The 14,918-nt window shown below is 59.6% G+C and carries 15 protein-coding genes; 6 read left to right on the plus strand and 9 right to left on the minus strand.

Translation table 11 applies throughout. The features are described 5' to 3' along the window. Positions 1 to 57: 57 nt before the first annotated feature. On the minus strand, positions 58 to 1,749 hold the full coding sequence (locus tag AC4D6D_RS23185) for a ShlB/FhaC/HecB family hemolysin secretion/activation protein (protein ID WP_491328803.1): 1,692 nt from the start codon (positions 1,747 to 1,749) through the stop codon (positions 58 to 60). A 626-nt stretch (positions 1,750 to 2,375) separates the two neighbouring features. Beyond that, complete coding sequence (locus AC4D6D_RS23190) at positions 2,376 to 3,008, minus strand: tyrosine-type recombinase/integrase (protein ID WP_491327857.1); 633 nt, start codon at positions 3,006 to 3,008, stop codon at positions 2,376 to 2,378. Positions 3,009 to 3,265: 257 nt separating this feature from the next. On the opposite strand from AC4D6D_RS23190, the gene AC4D6D_RS23195 reads away from it, so the two are divergent. Beyond that, positions 3,266 to 3,556, plus strand: a complete 291-nt coding sequence (locus AC4D6D_RS23195; RefSeq protein ID WP_491327858.1) for an immunity protein CdiI family protein — start codon at positions 3,266 to 3,268, stop codon at positions 3,554 to 3,556. Between the two features lie 97 nt (positions 3,557 to 3,653). After that, positions 3,654 to 3,956 (plus strand): hypothetical protein, encoded by a 303-nt coding sequence (locus AC4D6D_RS23200; RefSeq protein ID WP_491327859.1) that lies wholly within the window; start codon positions 3,654 to 3,656, stop codon positions 3,954 to 3,956. A gap of 148 nt (positions 3,957 to 4,104) precedes the next feature. Here the strand turns inward: AC4D6D_RS23200 and AC4D6D_RS23205 are convergent, their stop codons facing one another. From AC4D6D_RS23205 to AC4D6D_RS23225, 5 genes are all read right to left on the minus strand, one after another. Then, complete coding sequence (locus AC4D6D_RS23205; protein ID WP_491327860.1) at positions 4,105 to 4,638, minus strand: DMP19 family protein; 534 nt, start codon at positions 4,636 to 4,638, stop codon at positions 4,105 to 4,107. A 209-nt stretch (positions 4,639 to 4,847) separates the two neighbouring features. Continuing rightward, positions 4,848 to 6,016 (minus strand): IS3 family transposase gene (locus AC4D6D_RS23210; protein ID WP_491327196.1). Its coding sequence is split into 2 segments (ribosomal slippage): positions 4,848 to 5,755 and positions 5,755 to 6,016, totalling 1,170 coding nucleotides; the frame shifts between segments, so codons are not numbered across the junction. After that, on the minus strand, positions 5,970 to 6,239 hold the full coding sequence (locus AC4D6D_RS23215; protein WP_491327861.1) for a hypothetical protein: 270 nt from the start codon (positions 6,237 to 6,239) through the stop codon (positions 5,970 to 5,972). The genes AC4D6D_RS23210 and AC4D6D_RS23215 overlap by 47 nt, the downstream gene beginning before the upstream one ends. A 344-nt stretch (positions 6,240 to 6,583) precedes the next feature. After that, entirely contained in the window at positions 6,584 to 7,732 is a 1,149-nt protein-coding gene (locus tag AC4D6D_RS23220; protein WP_491327862.1) for an ImmA/IrrE family metallo-endopeptidase, read from the minus strand. After that, on the minus strand, positions 7,729 to 8,031 hold the full coding sequence (locus AC4D6D_RS23225) for a type II toxin-antitoxin system HigB family toxin (RefSeq protein WP_491327863.1): 303 nt from the start codon (positions 8,029 to 8,031) through the stop codon (positions 7,729 to 7,731). The genes AC4D6D_RS23220 and AC4D6D_RS23225 overlap by 4 nt, the downstream gene beginning before the upstream one ends. Before the next feature lie 143 nt (positions 8,032 to 8,174). Here AC4D6D_RS23225 and AC4D6D_RS23230 point away from each other — a divergent pair, with 143 nt between their 5' ends. The 4 genes from AC4D6D_RS23230 to AC4D6D_RS23245 are packed head-to-tail and all read left to right on the plus strand — an operon-like array spanning position 8,175 to position 11,129. Continuing rightward, positions 8,175 to 8,882, plus strand: coding sequence for a multiubiquitin domain-containing protein (locus AC4D6D_RS23230; RefSeq protein WP_491327864.1), 708 nt, complete (start codon positions 8,175 to 8,177; stop codon positions 8,880 to 8,882). Continuing rightward, positions 8,882 to 9,265: an E2/UBC family protein gene (locus AC4D6D_RS23235; RefSeq protein ID WP_491327865.1), complete on the plus strand. Its 384-nt coding sequence runs from the start codon at positions 8,882 to 8,884 to the stop codon at positions 9,263 to 9,265. Before AC4D6D_RS23230 ends, AC4D6D_RS23235 begins: the two co-directional genes overlap by 1 nt. Beyond that, the gene (locus AC4D6D_RS23240; protein ID WP_491327866.1) at positions 9,262 to 10,608 is read left to right on the plus strand and encodes a ThiF family adenylyltransferase; all 1,347 of its coding nucleotides are present in this window, start codon (positions 9,262 to 9,264) and stop codon (positions 10,606 to 10,608) included. The genes AC4D6D_RS23235 and AC4D6D_RS23240 overlap by 4 nt, the downstream gene beginning before the upstream one ends. Beyond that, positions 10,605 to 11,129 carry a ubiquitination-like system serine protease family protein gene (locus tag AC4D6D_RS23245; RefSeq protein WP_491327867.1) on the plus strand — a complete coding sequence of 175 codons (525 nt, stop codon included), beginning with the start codon at positions 10,605 to 10,607 and terminating at the stop codon, positions 11,127 to 11,129. The genes AC4D6D_RS23240 and AC4D6D_RS23245 overlap by 4 nt, the downstream gene beginning before the upstream one ends. Positions 11,130 to 12,150: 1,021 nt before the next feature. Here the strand turns inward: AC4D6D_RS23245 and AC4D6D_RS23250 are convergent. Continuing rightward, positions 12,151 to 13,122, minus strand: a complete 972-nt coding sequence (locus AC4D6D_RS23250) for a copper resistance protein B (RefSeq protein ID WP_491327868.1) — start codon at positions 13,120 to 13,122, stop codon at positions 12,151 to 12,153. Beyond that, the gene (locus tag AC4D6D_RS23255; RefSeq protein WP_491327869.1) at positions 13,122 to 14,894 is read right to left on the minus strand and encodes a copper resistance system multicopper oxidase; all 1,773 of its coding nucleotides are present in this window, start codon (positions 14,892 to 14,894) and stop codon (positions 13,122 to 13,124) included. Before AC4D6D_RS23255 ends, AC4D6D_RS23250 begins: the two co-directional genes overlap by 1 nt. Positions 14,895 to 14,918: the final 24 nt, after the last annotated feature.

Genomic DNA, 14,918 nt, shown 5'->3' on the forward strand with positions numbered 1-14,918 from the left:
TCAGGCGCTTTTTGCGGACAGCGGCGCGCGGGGTTCGGGGTGAGGAAGCGTTTTGCATCAGAGCAGGATCCTGATCGAAGTGCTGACGAGCGCCGTCGAGGTGCGCACCCAGGAAGGCGCCGAGACCGGCACCGCAATGGACAGTTCCGCCTGGAGGTGGCGGCTTTGCGCCTTGAAGCCGGCGCTGAGCGACTGGAGAACCCCGCGCTCATAGGGATCGTCCTGGTGGGACCTGATCGCACCGATGTCGTAGGCGAGATAACCGGAAAGGCTGGAGGCGAGGTGCGGACTGGACTTCGCCACGTCGGTTATCCCGAAGCTCAGCTGATCGCGCAGCAGCACGCCAGAGCGTCCCGAGATGCCGTCATCCCGGAAGCCGCGGACGGTGGAGGAACCGCCCAGACTGAAACGCTGCGCAGGGAACAAATTGTCGAAACCCCATTGCCCGCGCACCAGCGCGGTATGGGTGAGACGTGTCGGGCCGATCGCCAGGGGTGTCTGCAAAGCCGCTTCGCCCGTCACGAGATCATAGCGCCCGATCGCGCCGCCAGGCCCCGTATCGACAGTCTTTGCGCCCAGGATATCGAGGCCGCGGTCATAGCCGGCAGCAAGGCTGAACTGGCTCTTGCCGAGCCGTCGCTGCCAGCGGGAGCTGAGCTGCGCGGTGACGATCCGGTAGCTGCCGGTCTGGAGCCGGATGCCCTGAATGGCGTTTTCCGTATCGAGAAGGGAAAGCCCTGCCGAGATCGACAGTTTGTTCATCGCATCCCGGTAAACCATGCGATCGAGCGTAGCGGAGCCGTTCCAGGTGCGCCCCTCGCTCCCGAAACGCAGGCCATTACCCTCCAGAACCGAATGGTAGGCTGATGACCCACCCGACAGCGACAGCGTCCACCAGCCATGGGGAAGCGCCACGAAGCCACCGAGTGCGTGGCTGCCGCGCTCTGCGCCATGCTGGAGGCTGCGCTGATAGTAAAACGACCACGCCTCGCCGAAGCCCAGGAGCGAATCCACGTCGAGGCCTGCGGTGCCCTGCCAGCGACCCGTGCTCGCGCCCCCTTCATTGTTGAAGGCCAGCGACGGCCTGATCCAGCGGGCCAGCGGTTGCCGCTTGATCAGCACCGTACTGGTTCCCGGCGTTTCGCCGGGGGCGATATCGATCTTGGGATCGCCCTTGCCCATGCGGGCGAGCTGGTCGACGCCCTGTTCAAGCGCGCGCAGGTTCAGGGTCTTGCCGGAGCCTGTCGGAAATGCCGCGGCGATTTCTCGCGGCGCGTAGCGTTTGCCGCCTTCAGGATCGGCCACCGCCTTCAGGTTACTGACGCGCCCTTCGATCACGGTGATAGTAAGGGTGCCGGCCTTGAGATCCTGCGGTCCGACGAAAGCCCGCGACGTTACGAACCCGTCCTTCACATACCGATTGGTGATGGCGCGCAGCGCAAGATCGATCGCGGAGATGCTTGTGCACGCGCCCTTGAGCGGCGCGATCTCCTCCTCGAAGTTGGCATCACGGTAGCGGGACATGCCGACGATGCGGACGGCGTGGATCGCCGTGCATCCCCCATCGGACGGGGCAGCCTCGGGGGATCGCTCCACCACGTCGCCGGACGGAGGGCGATCTTGTCTGTCCTGGAACTGATCGGCGCGTTCCCGCGCCTGCTGCTGCTGCTGTTCGAGGATGCGCTGCGCGTCGCGGTTGACTTGCCCCGGAACCGTTTGTGCCTGCGCCGAACCGCAAATCTGAACCACAGACAATGCGGGAAGGAGCGCCAATCTCCATGTCCCGCCGATATTCTTGCGCACACCAATTCCCCGCCGGGCGCTTAATGTGAAATAAAACCAGAATGTTACTGATCGGCGCCCACTAGACTTGTGAACTAAGCACAGGCGGCTGACGGGTCGACAGTCAAAATTAATGTTGAATTACAAACTCGGTTACAAATTTGAAATCCAGAAAGATGATATTAACCACACCGCCACAAATCGGCAATTATTGCCTAGCGACCGGAAGATATTTCCGCGCAAAATATAGGCCGCCATTATCACTGTCAGAGCCATTGTGGTTAATATTGAGTTGAGTTCAGCGAATCAAATCCATCATATTTGTGCTTGAGCAAATTATGACCGCTTCTGCCGATCAGCTAGCAGCCGACTTTCTGTTGGGAGACAGTCCGCATCAAAGGACGGCTATTCCGCCACCTCCGCCGGAGTCGGACAGCCTCTTCGGCCGAACACATCAATTTCGATGTGGACGCGGAAATGCCCTATTGCGTTGCCATAGCAGCCCCCAAGACGCATTCGCCTTGCCGTTACCTTGTCGACCGTCAAAGGCAGTATGCCGGCTCCTCGAGATAATCGCGGAGCCGGTACGCAGTTCAGATTTCGGTGCGCTCCGATAAAGTGAGAGCATCGTCGATATCCACGCCGAGGTAACGCACGGTGTTCTCGATGCTGGCGTGTCCCAGCAAGATCTGCACCGCTCTCAGGTTACCGGTCGCCTTGTAAATGAGCGAGACCTTTGTACGTCGCATCGAGTGCGTGCCGTATTCCCGCTTGTCCAACCCGACCGTGGTGACCCATTCGTCGATGAGTCGTGCGTACTGCCGCGTGCTCAGGTGACCGAGATAGTCGACACGGCTCGGGAACACAAAGTTGTCTATGTTCCAACCGCGCCTGTCGAGCCATGCCGTCAGGCTCTTTCGCGCTTCTGTCATGATCTCGAACTGGACGGGCTTTCCAGTCTTCTGCTGGATAACAGTCGAGCGGTTGCGGATGCTGCCTCGGCTGACAATATCCCCGATCTTGATTTTCACGAGATCGCAGCCGCGTAGCTTGCTGTCGATGGCAAGGTCAAATAGGGCTCGGTCGCGCAGTCGCCTGTTCTCATCGAGGTAAAACCGGATGGCCCAGATGTCGCGTAGTTTCAGGGGACGTTTTGGCCCCACATTCTGGCCTGCGTTCCAAGGGCGCCGCTCATGAACGGCAGGATCTAAGTCTGAATGTCCCATGGCGCTTCTCCATTGGCATCAACTGCCAGCCGGAGTATACTCCACTGAAGCATCGCTCGCGGGCCAAAAGCACCGATTCCGCCGACATTTTGGTCGTAGAGGGTCTCGATCCGCCCCCTGCGTAGCGTCCATCCGTTCAGATTGTGGCCAACCCAGCGATCGGCCGCTTTCATGGCGCCACAGAGGCGACGTGAAAGTCAGCTAAGTCGGGGGAAGCGGACGTTGCCTTAGTGTCTGCCCTTCATCATCATGCGGCGATGAAAATCAAGGTCATGACGGATTACGAATGCGCGCCTCTCTGGTGGGACGAGGCGGGGCGAGTTGGGGAAATCAAGCCGGAAGACCTTGCCGTCAGCCCGCAACTAGTCACCGAATTGTGGGCTTGGGCAGGCACATACGATGCAACCTTGGATCATGATGATCCGAGGGCCTCGGGATTTGCGTCAGCATCGGACGAACAAGCGTTCGAAGAGCAAGGACGCTTGTTAGCTGGTGCCGTCGCGTCTGAGCTACCCGAATGGAGCGTCCGCTACTGGCGGGATGCTTAGGTCCGCAATGTCGGCGCTCGGTCCGGTCAGGCACCTTTCGGATTAAAATCGTGCAATCCTGCCGTTCCGGTTTTGGCAGTGCGGATGCGCGCCACCCATGACGGAAATGGGTGGTTTGCGGTCTGACCGCTTCCGGCGCTATCATGCTGCTAGCGGACATAACGAGGTGACCTTGGAGCGCGAAATCTGGTTCGAGAGGATGGGAATCAGCTACATTCCCTGCCATTGGAAGGGCTTCGCCGTGATGGGAGCCGTCATCTTGCCGACCCTTGGCGCGATGTTTTTAGGGCAGTTAGCGTTAGATCGCTTAGGTTACGGCAGCGTAAGGTTGCTGGCATTTCCTGCCTTTTTCTTTCCCGCTCTGATATTTCTGCTTGGAGTCGCGAAGCTACATAGCTGAAAGAATGGCAAATGTTGGGAACGTTCGTCATCATGCTCTATGACGACATTGGAGCGTTGCTGACCGGTCGCGTTCGGCATCACTGTCGAAATAGCTGTCGCGGGGCCAGACAGCTTCCCCTCTATCAGGAGTTGTGCGCAGGCTTGCTTCAAGCCTGTTTCGCCTGATGCTTGAGAACCGCCTCGTTGAAAGCTTCTTTCGGAATTACGCTTACTCGCGGCGACAGGCGGAGCCATGCAAGAGCATAGTCCCGAACTTGATGATCGCCTTTTTCAGCGAAGAACAGATCATCCAACTGGGTCAACATTGGTGGCTGGAATAGCGGCAGCTCCGACCAATTCAGCACGCGCGCGACTTCATCGGAATGGTGTTGCGCCCAGGCGATTGTCGATTCCACGAAACGCTCGTAAGGCTGCGCGCCAATCAGCCGCAGACCGTTCTGCGCCGCGATTGCAATCGGCCGCTGATTGTCGCTGTTGCTGACGAACTGGGCATGCCCGCCATTGTTGACTTCCCCTTCATACCACAGAGCAAAATAGAGATTCACAACCTCATCGGTCCCATCGGGCGACCACAGAACCTCGCGCGGCGATGTGGTATCGACGAGCCACCGAAAATTCTCGACCGCATCGGTCGCGTTATCGAGCGCACCCTCGGGCAGCAATATCTCGGTCAGAATCATCGCACCACCATGTCTCCGCTGCTCCGCACCACCACTGGCAACTGCCTTCCCTGCGAAAGACCGGGCTGAGGGATGGATTGATATAGACGCGGACTCTCGGCAATGTAACGAGGCTTACTCAAAATTCGGCGATTAGCGCGATGCGCGGGGGCCGGGAATCCATCAGTATCAGTCATGATCGGCCCCCACTGAGTGGTCCGTAGCGATTGTTAGTGCATTGTTGCCTCCGTTGCCATTGCCGCCTGGAGGTGGAGCGAAGCGGAACCGGAAGGCGGCAATGGCGGAGAAGCTGTTTCTGGTGCCGGCGGTCGGTAACCGAGGCTGCTGTGAGGACGGATTGTGTTGTAATGTCTCCGCCAGGCTTCGATCAGCACCTTCGCCTCGGCGAGGCTGTAGAAGATCTCGCCGTTGAGTAACTCGTCACGAAGCGAGCCGTTGAAGCTCTCGTTGTAGCCGTTCTCCCATGGTGACGCCGGGGTGATGTAGAGCGTCTTCACCCCGATCCGGCCCAGCCATGACTGGACTGCCGTCGCGATAAATTCGCTGCCATTATCGGACCTGATATTGGCAGGCGGACCGCGCTCGATGAACAGGTCGGCCAGAGCCGCCAGCACGTCTTCGTGTTTGAGTTGCCGCGCCACGATCAGGGCGAGGCATTCGCGGCTGGCTTCATCGATAATCGTCAGGATGCGGAACTTGCGGCCATCGTGGGTACGGCCCTCGACGAAGTCATAGGCCCAGACGTGTCCCGGATATTCGGGGCGCTGCCGGATACACGAACCATCGTTCAGCCATAGCCGCCCCCGCTTGGGTTGCTTCTGCGGCACCTTCAGGCCCTCGCGCCGCCAGATACGCTCGACGCGCTTGCGGTTCACCGCCCACCCCGCATCGCGCAGCAGCGCCGTCACCCGGCGATAGCCGTAGCGACCGTATTGCCGTGCCAAGGCCACGATATCGGCGGTCAGCGCTTCCTCGTCATCCGCCCCGCGCGGCATCTTGCGCTGCGTCGATCTATGCTGGCCAAGCACCCGGCATATCCTGCGCTCGGATACTGCCAAGGTGCCGCGTACATGATCAATGCACCGCCGTCGGCGCGCAGGGCTCAGAAGTTTCCCCGGGCCGCCTCCTGCAAGATCAGTTTATCGAGCGTCAGGTCAGAGATCGCCCGCCGTAGCCGCAGATTCTCCTTCTCCAGATCCTTCATGCGCCGTGCCTGGTCGGTCTTCAGGCCCCCATATTCCTTGCGCCAACGATAATAGGTCTGCTCGGTAACTGCGATCCGCCGACACGCGTCCGCGGTCGTCCCGCCCTGTGCCAACACGATCTCCGCCTCACGCAACTTGCCGATGATCTCTTCCGGTTTGTGCCTCTTGCCCATTTCCAAACTCCTCGATGGTCCAAAATAACAGAGATTTTGGACCACTCTGAAGGGGGCAGATCAGAGGCGCGCGGAACTTGATGATGCCGATTGCCACTGCGTAAAAGACGACGGCGGCGATGAAGCAACCGAGGGCATATACGCCGAGGCTGACCAAGTCGGCGAACTTGGTGACAATGGCAATAACGGAGAACAGTGTCGCCAGAGAAAGGGCGCTGCTCATCCGCGACGCTCCGATCAGGAACTGCCAGTCAGATCTGAAGCTTCTCGCGACCCCCTGGACCGAAAACGAGTGGGTCCTTCCCGGCGTCCGTGTCACGCTTTCTCCCCTTGATGTTGGTCGTCCAATATTTCTTAATTGGCTGCAAGCAACTGAATAACCACATATACGTGACCTTCGCCACCCCCAAGGCTACCCGTCAAAGCCCTAACCAACACCTCGTCGTAAACTTCCATGCCCCATAAGTCAGCGGCAAAGGGCGACACTCTCTCATCCTCATCATCATTATCAAAAAGGTCGAATGTTATACTTACTGGCGGTGCGCGCGATTCTCAGCCGCAAATTTATCACCACGCCTGACTACGAACTTCACCTCTTCCCAAAATCTTCGAGAAACGGCGATAATCGTTATGCTCGCGCTGCCAGCGACCAGCGACAATGGCGGGATTGACCCCAGCCTTCCTGGCGATGCGCTTCACATCTTGAATTCCAAGGTCAGGCGATACGTTCGCCATCCAAACCTCTGACGGAATCAGCGCTTCTCGAGCGAAGGCATCAGCTTCATCTTCGAGATCGTCGGAGCTTCTGAGCTCTAAATCATCGACAATAAGCGTGCGGTCTTTGCTAAGATGTTCCGTTACGTGGCAAAGCTCGTGAAGCAGGGTGAACCAGAAATTGTCGATCCGATCGTGTCGCAGCGTCAGAGCTATTACGCGAGTTCCGTCAGATCGGCACATCGCCGCACCATCGAGATAGGTCCCTGGAAGGTGCTCAAGGGTCACGAGGACAATTCCAACCGCCGCCAACTCCGTACGTGCGCGAAGAGGCCCATCTGCTTTCACACTGAGCTTTGCCAGCTTTCGAGCAAGCTCAGCCCCTTTCACCTTACGCTTCGGCTTTTCAACCTGCACACCTTCAGCGATTAACGTTACGGCTGCTAGCCAGCCCGCTAGCGCTGCGTCGTCCGTTTTGGCGTTGGTTCGCTCGGTACGGGTCTTTCGAAGTAGAGCAGGCAACTGGTTTTGACCAAATGCACGCTCCGTAAATGCTTCAAATGTCTCGCGAGCCTTCATCGCTCCAAGGTCACGCAGCTTCTTCAGCGCAGCGGCCGAAAGAGTAGGAGCCTTGGCAACGACCTCCGTGGCTTCGGTACCAATCAACACTTCAGCAGGTATTTGCAGGTGCTTGTTGAGCGCCCGGATCATATCCAGCGTAAGCGGACGATTGCCTGAAAGTATCTCGGACACCCGAGACCTTGAACCCAAGATCGCTTCAAGATCCTTGGGCTTGAGGCCAGCCTGTTCCATTCGAAAGCGGATAGCGGCGACCGGAGAAGGCAGATCCAGCTTGAACCTTGGCTCCTCGTATCGCTCTATGAGCGTGGTCCACACTTCAATTTCATCAAGCGATGCTTCGTCAGTGTGGCCAATAAGGTCAGCGACGCGAGCCAAAGCGGCTTCATACTGAACGTCGGTTCGCAGCGGCGTAATTTTCACCGACGCTTGCCCTTAGTCGTTCGTGGCGTGTGGTTACATTCCACTTTCAGTCCTGCAAATTCCACCAGCACAACCCCCACTTCATAACCAAACGCAACAATCACGCAGTTTTTCTCATCGAGATCAATCTCGACGCGGCGGCCGGTGAATGTTGCGCGAGGAAAAGCGATCCTGACTTCTTCGTCCGATTGCCAATTAGCGGTTCCAAGCTCCGCGCTCAGGGCGAGCACGGCATTGCGCAAGTCGTCGGCCGCCGACCGCGCAAAATCCACCAGCTTGGAAATGCCAATTAGCCTCATCGTAAGGTCCCATAGCGATCCAGAAAAGGCAAGTACAATTGTTCCCAAAATGGGATCGTCGATCTTGCGAATCGGAACGACCTATGAAATCCTACAATTCGTTCCCACTTTGGGAGCGATTTTGACCAAGAAGGGTCGCGACTATGCATTCTCCCAACGAAGCTACCGCCGCTGTTCGTCCTGCTGGCATCGACATTGAAGTTGCCGGCATCGAACTGCTTTTCCGCACGGTGCGGATCAACGACCTCACTCCGACTGGGCTCCAGATTGCCCGTGCCGCCGGAGCACGCCCCCCCGATCAGGCCGCAGTCCTGATCCAGCTCGAGGACGGCGATCTGGACCTCGTCCGCCTCGACGAGGTGCTCGACCTGCGCAACTCCACTTGCCGCTTCATCGTCAAGGTCACCGACCACGTTTCGTTCTTCGTGGTCGATGGCCAGCGGTACGAATGGCCCGGGGGCATTATCAGCGGCGCGGCGATCCGGCGCATCGGCCAGGTGGCTGACGAATTTACCCTCGTCCAGCAGCTCGTCGACGTTCCGGACCGTGAAGTGAAGCCCGACGATCTGATCGATCTGGATCAGCCCGGCGTGGAGACCTTCAATTCGGTGCTGCGCCCCCAGTCTTACCATTTCTTCGTGAACGGCATCCGTTTTGAAACTCCGCACAGGAGTCTCTCGGGCGCACAGATCAAGGCAATGGTGCCCGATTGGGATCAGACCCACGATCTCGTGCTCGAAGGGGCCGGCGACGAACCCGACCGCACGATCGACGACTGTGAATCCGTCGATTTCGATCCCAAGCACGGCGTCCGGCGCTTCTCGTCGGTTCCCAAGGCGAACTTCGGCTGATGTCCGGGATCATCGCCAAGCAGCTGGCTCAGCTGCAGGAGCGGTTTTCCGGCGCCCACGTCCAGCACCTGCCCAGTGGTACCATACTGGTCATCGTGCCGGACGTGCGGCTTCCGGAGGGGTGGTCGAGGTCCTCGACCACCATCCGCTTTCTCATCCCGCTCGGCTACCCACACGCGCAGCTCGACTGCTTCTGGGCAGAGCCAAATTTGCAACTGGCAAGCGGCGCATTGCCGCAGAACGCGGCCCAGACTCCAATCCCCGAAGTGCCGTTCGTCGGCCTCTGGTTTTCCTGGCATCTGACCTTTGCCTGGAACCCCAATCGGAACACCTTGCTCACCTGGATGGATGTCATCCTCAACCGCATGAGGCAGATCCGATGACTGGAATCCGTTTCGCCTTCCCGACTTACAGCGACCTTGCAGCGGCCCTGCTCGATGCAGGGGGCCTCGAAAGCTGTGCTGTCGCATTCGCCCATCACGACGCGGCCACCGGCACATGGGTTGTGGCTGAAGTGCTGCCTGCGCCAAGCGAAGCCTACTGGCAGCGCAACAGGGTCTCGGCAACGCTAACCACGGCCTTTCTGGTTGCGGCTGCCAACAGAAGTCGAGCGTTGGGCATGGCCATGATCGTGATCCACACCCATCCAGACTGCGATGGCTATCCGGACTTCTCATTGATCGATGATCAGGGTGAAGCGCAGTACGGACCTTATTTGGCCCGGCGTGCAGCGGCAGCCAGCCACTTATCGTTGGTAATAGGGCCGGACGGCTGTCGTGCACGAAGGCTGGATGATCATACCGAGGTGGCTGTCTGGGAAGTGGGCCCGAAGCTTACCCTTTGCTCCCCACTGGCTTGCTCGCCCAACCAGTTGCGGGACGATCGGCAAATCCGCGCCTTCGGGCCCGAAGGCCAAGCCATCATTCGCGAGCTGCACTTCGGAATTATCGGGGCGGGCGGCACCGGTTCGATCATCGAACAGCAGCTCGCTTTGCTAGGGGCCCAGAGGATCACGATTATCGACCCTGATGAAATCGAGGCGACGAACCTAAATCGGGTAGTAGGCGCCACCCCTGGCGACGTTGGTCGCCCAAAGGTTGAAGTCGCAGCCCGAATGATGTCGCAAATCAATCCGGACATCGACGTCATCCCCGTTCAGGCGGATATCGTCGAGGCCGGCCCGGCCAGTCGGCTCGCAGGCTTCGATTTCATATTTCTGTGCACCGACTCACACGCAAGCCGGGCGGTCGTAAACCAAGCTTCGTACCAGTATCTAGTGCCGGCCGTGGACATGGGCGTCAGCATCACGGTGAAGGATGGCGTCATCACACACATAACCGGCCGCGTAAAGATGCTTGCCCCTGGCCTTTCATGCCTTACCTGCACGCAAACGCTCGATGGCGAGCAAATCCGCCGCGAAATGCTGACTCCGGGCCAACGCGCCGCAGACCCCTATGTCCAGGGTGTCCACGAGCCCCAACCGGCCGTCATCTCGCTGAACTCGACCGTAGCATCTCTCGCCATGACCATGATGCTCAGCGCCGTGACTTCTATACCGTCCAAGCCGCGAGCACTCCGGTACGACGGCATTTCCGGCCAATCGCGCGCCATGGACACGACACCAGTCGAACGCTGCATCATTTGCTCGACGGAAGGTGCCCTGGGTCAAGGGCCGACCTGGCCCTTGACCGTCCGCCCCACCCCCACAGAAAGGAACGCAGCATGACGATTCCTGCGCGCAAGCTCGAACTGATCGCTCAAGCCGAATACCGCGATGAGGCAGAGACTCTTCTCACCGGCCTCGGCCAAGGCGTCATGGTATCTCGTGGACGGCCGCGCTCACTTGTGATGCAATGCCCGGATGGCTGCGGACAGACTCTCGTGGTCAACCTCGACGATCGCGCCGGAAAAGCATGGCAACTCGACATGCGTGGCGAGGGGCCTACTCTGTTCCCGTCAGTTTGGCGTGACGGAGGCTGCGACAGCCACTTCATCGTGTGGCGTGGCAGGATCATGTGGTGCGATCGGTTCACCGTCGGCAACGTTGAACCAACCTATGAGGCCTCGATCGAGCCCAAAATCCTTTCAGTGCTGCGCGCTGATGAGCCGCGATCCACCGTCGAGATTGCGGGCTCAATCGACGAACTGGTCTGGGATGTAGATCGAGCTGCTCGGCTACTAGCCCGGAACGGCAAGGCCCTCCTCCACAAGGTTGGCGATGGATGGCTATTTTCGGGGGTTTCTTGAGGCAACAGCAAACGACTAGTCTGACTGCTGGAAACCTGACCAACTTAAACATTTTAGAGAACGACCGCAGCATCAGGGTGGGTGAAAAGATGCGACTTTGTTGAAGCGATAAATGGGCCGCCTTCCGCGACCCCGGTCATCTAAGCGCTTCGTTGGGAACTGTCGTATTGGTCGTGACGGCCCCCCGGATTTCGCCGCTGAACCCGATGCTAGCGAAGGTTCTTCCCGGCCATCCTACCGATGCGCCCTGCCGCTGGCGAATGTCAGCAATTCCTTGGCGGCCACCGCAAGCTGACTGACCGGAAAGTCCGACTTAGCCGCCTCCGCATTGTGCTCCCAAGGCAGGCGTACTGCGACACGAACGAATGGCGGCTCAAGGACGGTTGACTCGCTGAAGAAGACGTTCCGGTTCGCCCCCCGGTCGCTTGGAGCCGCTTTGGAACCAAACAGCTAGCGTTGTTGCCCATCCAAAATCTGGTTATTCACCACTACTTTAAGATACAGAATCATAATAAATTTTCCATACATCGAGGCTATTAAACACCCTGCCAAAAACTATGCGCCCGCTAAGGCGATTAAGGACAAGTTGAACGGCTAAGACGGCACTCAGGCGCCAACATTGCCGAGGACACTCCTGGCGTCACGCCGGCGGACTGAGAAACTCGTACTAAGGAAGTCTGACGCGCCAACCTGGCTCATTCAATCACGATACACTCGTAAGGCACCGAGACGCGCGTAATCGTGATGACAATCAACACAATCGGCAGTTCAGTGCCCTGAGTGTGTACAAGCAAGTTATAATGGCCAATCGTCAACTACATCCCCTCAATTTTCATCGCAGAGATATAAAATGCCGACCACCAACAACCAACCTCCCTGCGAATTTCTAAACAACTCACAGGCGGCAAGCGTAGCCGTCAAGCTGGCTTGAAAGGGGATCGAGGATTTCTGATTTGAGATGGTTGCGGAGGTACGCGACCATCTCAAATTGCCCCCATTCCAATACGATTTAGCGCCGCAATCAAAACATCGCACGCACACCGAAAACCGCCGAGACGCCAGACACACCCTCACCCGAATCCCGCGCAATCCGGGCGGTTCCGCCAAGCTTACGCTCCCAATTTACGCCCACATAAGGCGCCAGCGAGCGGTTGCGTTCATAGCGAAGCCTCGCGCCCAGTTCGAGCCGCTCGAAGCCCGCTCCGACGTTCAGCGCCGGTACCTCCTGAAACGCGAAATCCACCTCGGCTTCGGGTTCGACCACCAGTGACTGGGTGATGCGCTGCGTGTAGCCCGCCTTGCCGCGTGCATGAATGTCGCCCTTGTTCGAGACGAGCAATTGACCTTGCAGTTCGAACCAGTAAGGCGCCAGCCCCTCGATGCCGACCAGCGCGTAAGTACGCTGCGGATCGGGCCGGAAGTCCTGCCGCATGCCGAGTTGCAGGTTGAACCAAGGATCGAGCGCGTGGCGCCAGTAGGCACCCAGCTCAATGCGTTCGGCTCGCTCACCGAACGTACCTTCGCCCTCGCTGGCGAGCACGATCCTGTCGATATCGCCGCCGTACCAAGCCTGCCCTTCCCAACCGAAGCCATCGCCGCCCTTACCAGTGCGGAATTCCAACTGGTCCACCTGAAGCGCAAAGGTGTTGAACGTCATCTCTTTTACCATCGCCGCCCGCGAGGCGGCCATGCGATCAGGAGCAAAGAAGCGCTCGGCAGGAAAGTCTGTCGGCACCGGCGGCGGCGGGGCGTTGCCCGGCTCATCGGAGACGGTGCTTGCGGGCATGGCGTGGGTGGCGTGATCCATGCCCTTCATGTCCGGCTCGCTCATGGCCATGCCGGACATGTCCATCTGCGAATGATCCATGGAGCCGTGATCCATTCCGGCATGCTCGTCGACCTGCGGCGGTGTGGAGCCGGTCTCTTGTGCCTGCACGGCCAAAGGGGAGGTCGCCAGCAGCAGTGAGGTGAGGACCGGGAAGAACCGAGCCATCAGGCTTCTCCCTCCCGGCGCACCGTCACCACGCGCATCATTCCGGCGTGCATATGTAGAAGCATGTGGCAGTGGAATGCCCAGTCGCCCTCGGCATCGGCAGTGAGATCGAACGAGGCCTTGCCGCCCGGCAGTACATTGATGGTGTGCTTGCGCGCGCGGTTCCCCGGCTCGCCGCTGACCAGTTCGAAGAAGTGACCGTGCAAGTGGATCGGGTGTGGCATCATCGTGTCGTTGATGAGATTGACCCGCACCCTCTCGCCTAGACGGAACGGGATCGGCGCCGGGTTTTCCGACATCGCCTCACCGTCGATACTCCACATGTACCGCTCCATCGCAGCGGTCAGGTGCACGTCGATCTGGCGGCTCGGCACGCGCGGATCGGGATTGGCATCGCGCGAGCGCAGATCGGCATACGTCAGCACGCGGTGGTCGACGCTTTCCAGGCCGGTCGGGCGATCGGCCAGCCGGTCCACCGGCATTAGCGAGAGCGTGGCGACACCCGGCCCCATCTTCGCGCCGGGTGCGACGGAAGGATCCCGCATCGACATCGAGTGGCCGCTCATCGAATTGTTGGCGGGCTTGCTGAGGTCGATTACCCCGCCCTCGCCCATGTCCATGCCGTTCATGTCCATACCCATGTCGCGCATGGTAAGGACCGGGCGTTCACGCAGCTTTGGCGTTTCACCCACAAGACCCAGCCGCTGCGCCAGGGTTGCACGCACGAGGCCGGAGCGGTCGATGGCCTCGGCGATCACGCCGTAGCTTTCGGAGGCGCCGGGCCGGACAATGAAGTCGTAAGTCTCGGCAATGGCGATCTGCACTTCGTCGGTCTCGACCGGCTGGACGGGATTGCCGTCCGCCGCCACCACGGTCAGCGGCAGGCCGGGGATGCGGAAGTTGAAGTTGGTCATCGACGAGGCGTTGATGACGCGCAGGCGCACTTTCTCGCCCGGTGCGAACAGCCCGGTCCAGTTCTCGGCATTGCCATGGCCGTTGACGAGGAAACTGTAGGTCGATCCGCTCACGTCCGAGATATCGGTCGCGTCCATGCGCATCTTCCCCCAGGCGAGGCGGTCGGCGAGCGACTGGTCCTTCCCTGCCAGCAGCCCCGCAAGCGTCTGACGCTGACGATTGAAATAACCGCCCATCATCTTCAAGCGGCGCATCTGCTCATGCGGATGGATCGGGCTCCAGTCCGACAGGACCAGGACATGCTCGCGGTCGCAGGCGATCGGATCAGTACCGGCGGGATCGATCACGATCGGGCCGAACAGCCCTTCCGCCTCCTGCATGCCGGAGTGCGAGTGATACCAGAATGTCCCCGAATGGGTGAGCGGGAACTCGTAAACGAAGGTCTCACCCGGATCGATGCCGGGGAAGCTGACGCCCGGCACTCCGTCCATCTGGAAGGGAACCAGCAACCCGTGCCAGTGGATCGAAGTCTGCTCCTTCAGGCGATTGGTGACGGCGATACGCACCGTCTCGCCTTCACGCAGACGCAGAAGCGGCGCGGGCAGCGTGCCGTTGACAGTCACCGCATGGGCCGAACGCCCGCCGGTGGAGAAATGGCTCGCGCCGATCTGAAGCGCGATGGAATTGCCGGACAGAACGCCGGAACCGGTGCTGGCGTGGACGATCCCCGACGTGCCGCTGCGCGCCCATGCCGGAAACAGTCCCGCCACGCCAAGGCTACCCGCAAAAGCACCGCCAAGGGCCAGGAAATGCCTGCGTCGAAGCAGGGCGCAATGGAAACTGTCTTTCGGCGTCATGCAAGGCAATACGCCGCCATCGCG

The sequence above is a fragment of the Novosphingobium sp. BF6 genome, assembly GCF_058273105.1.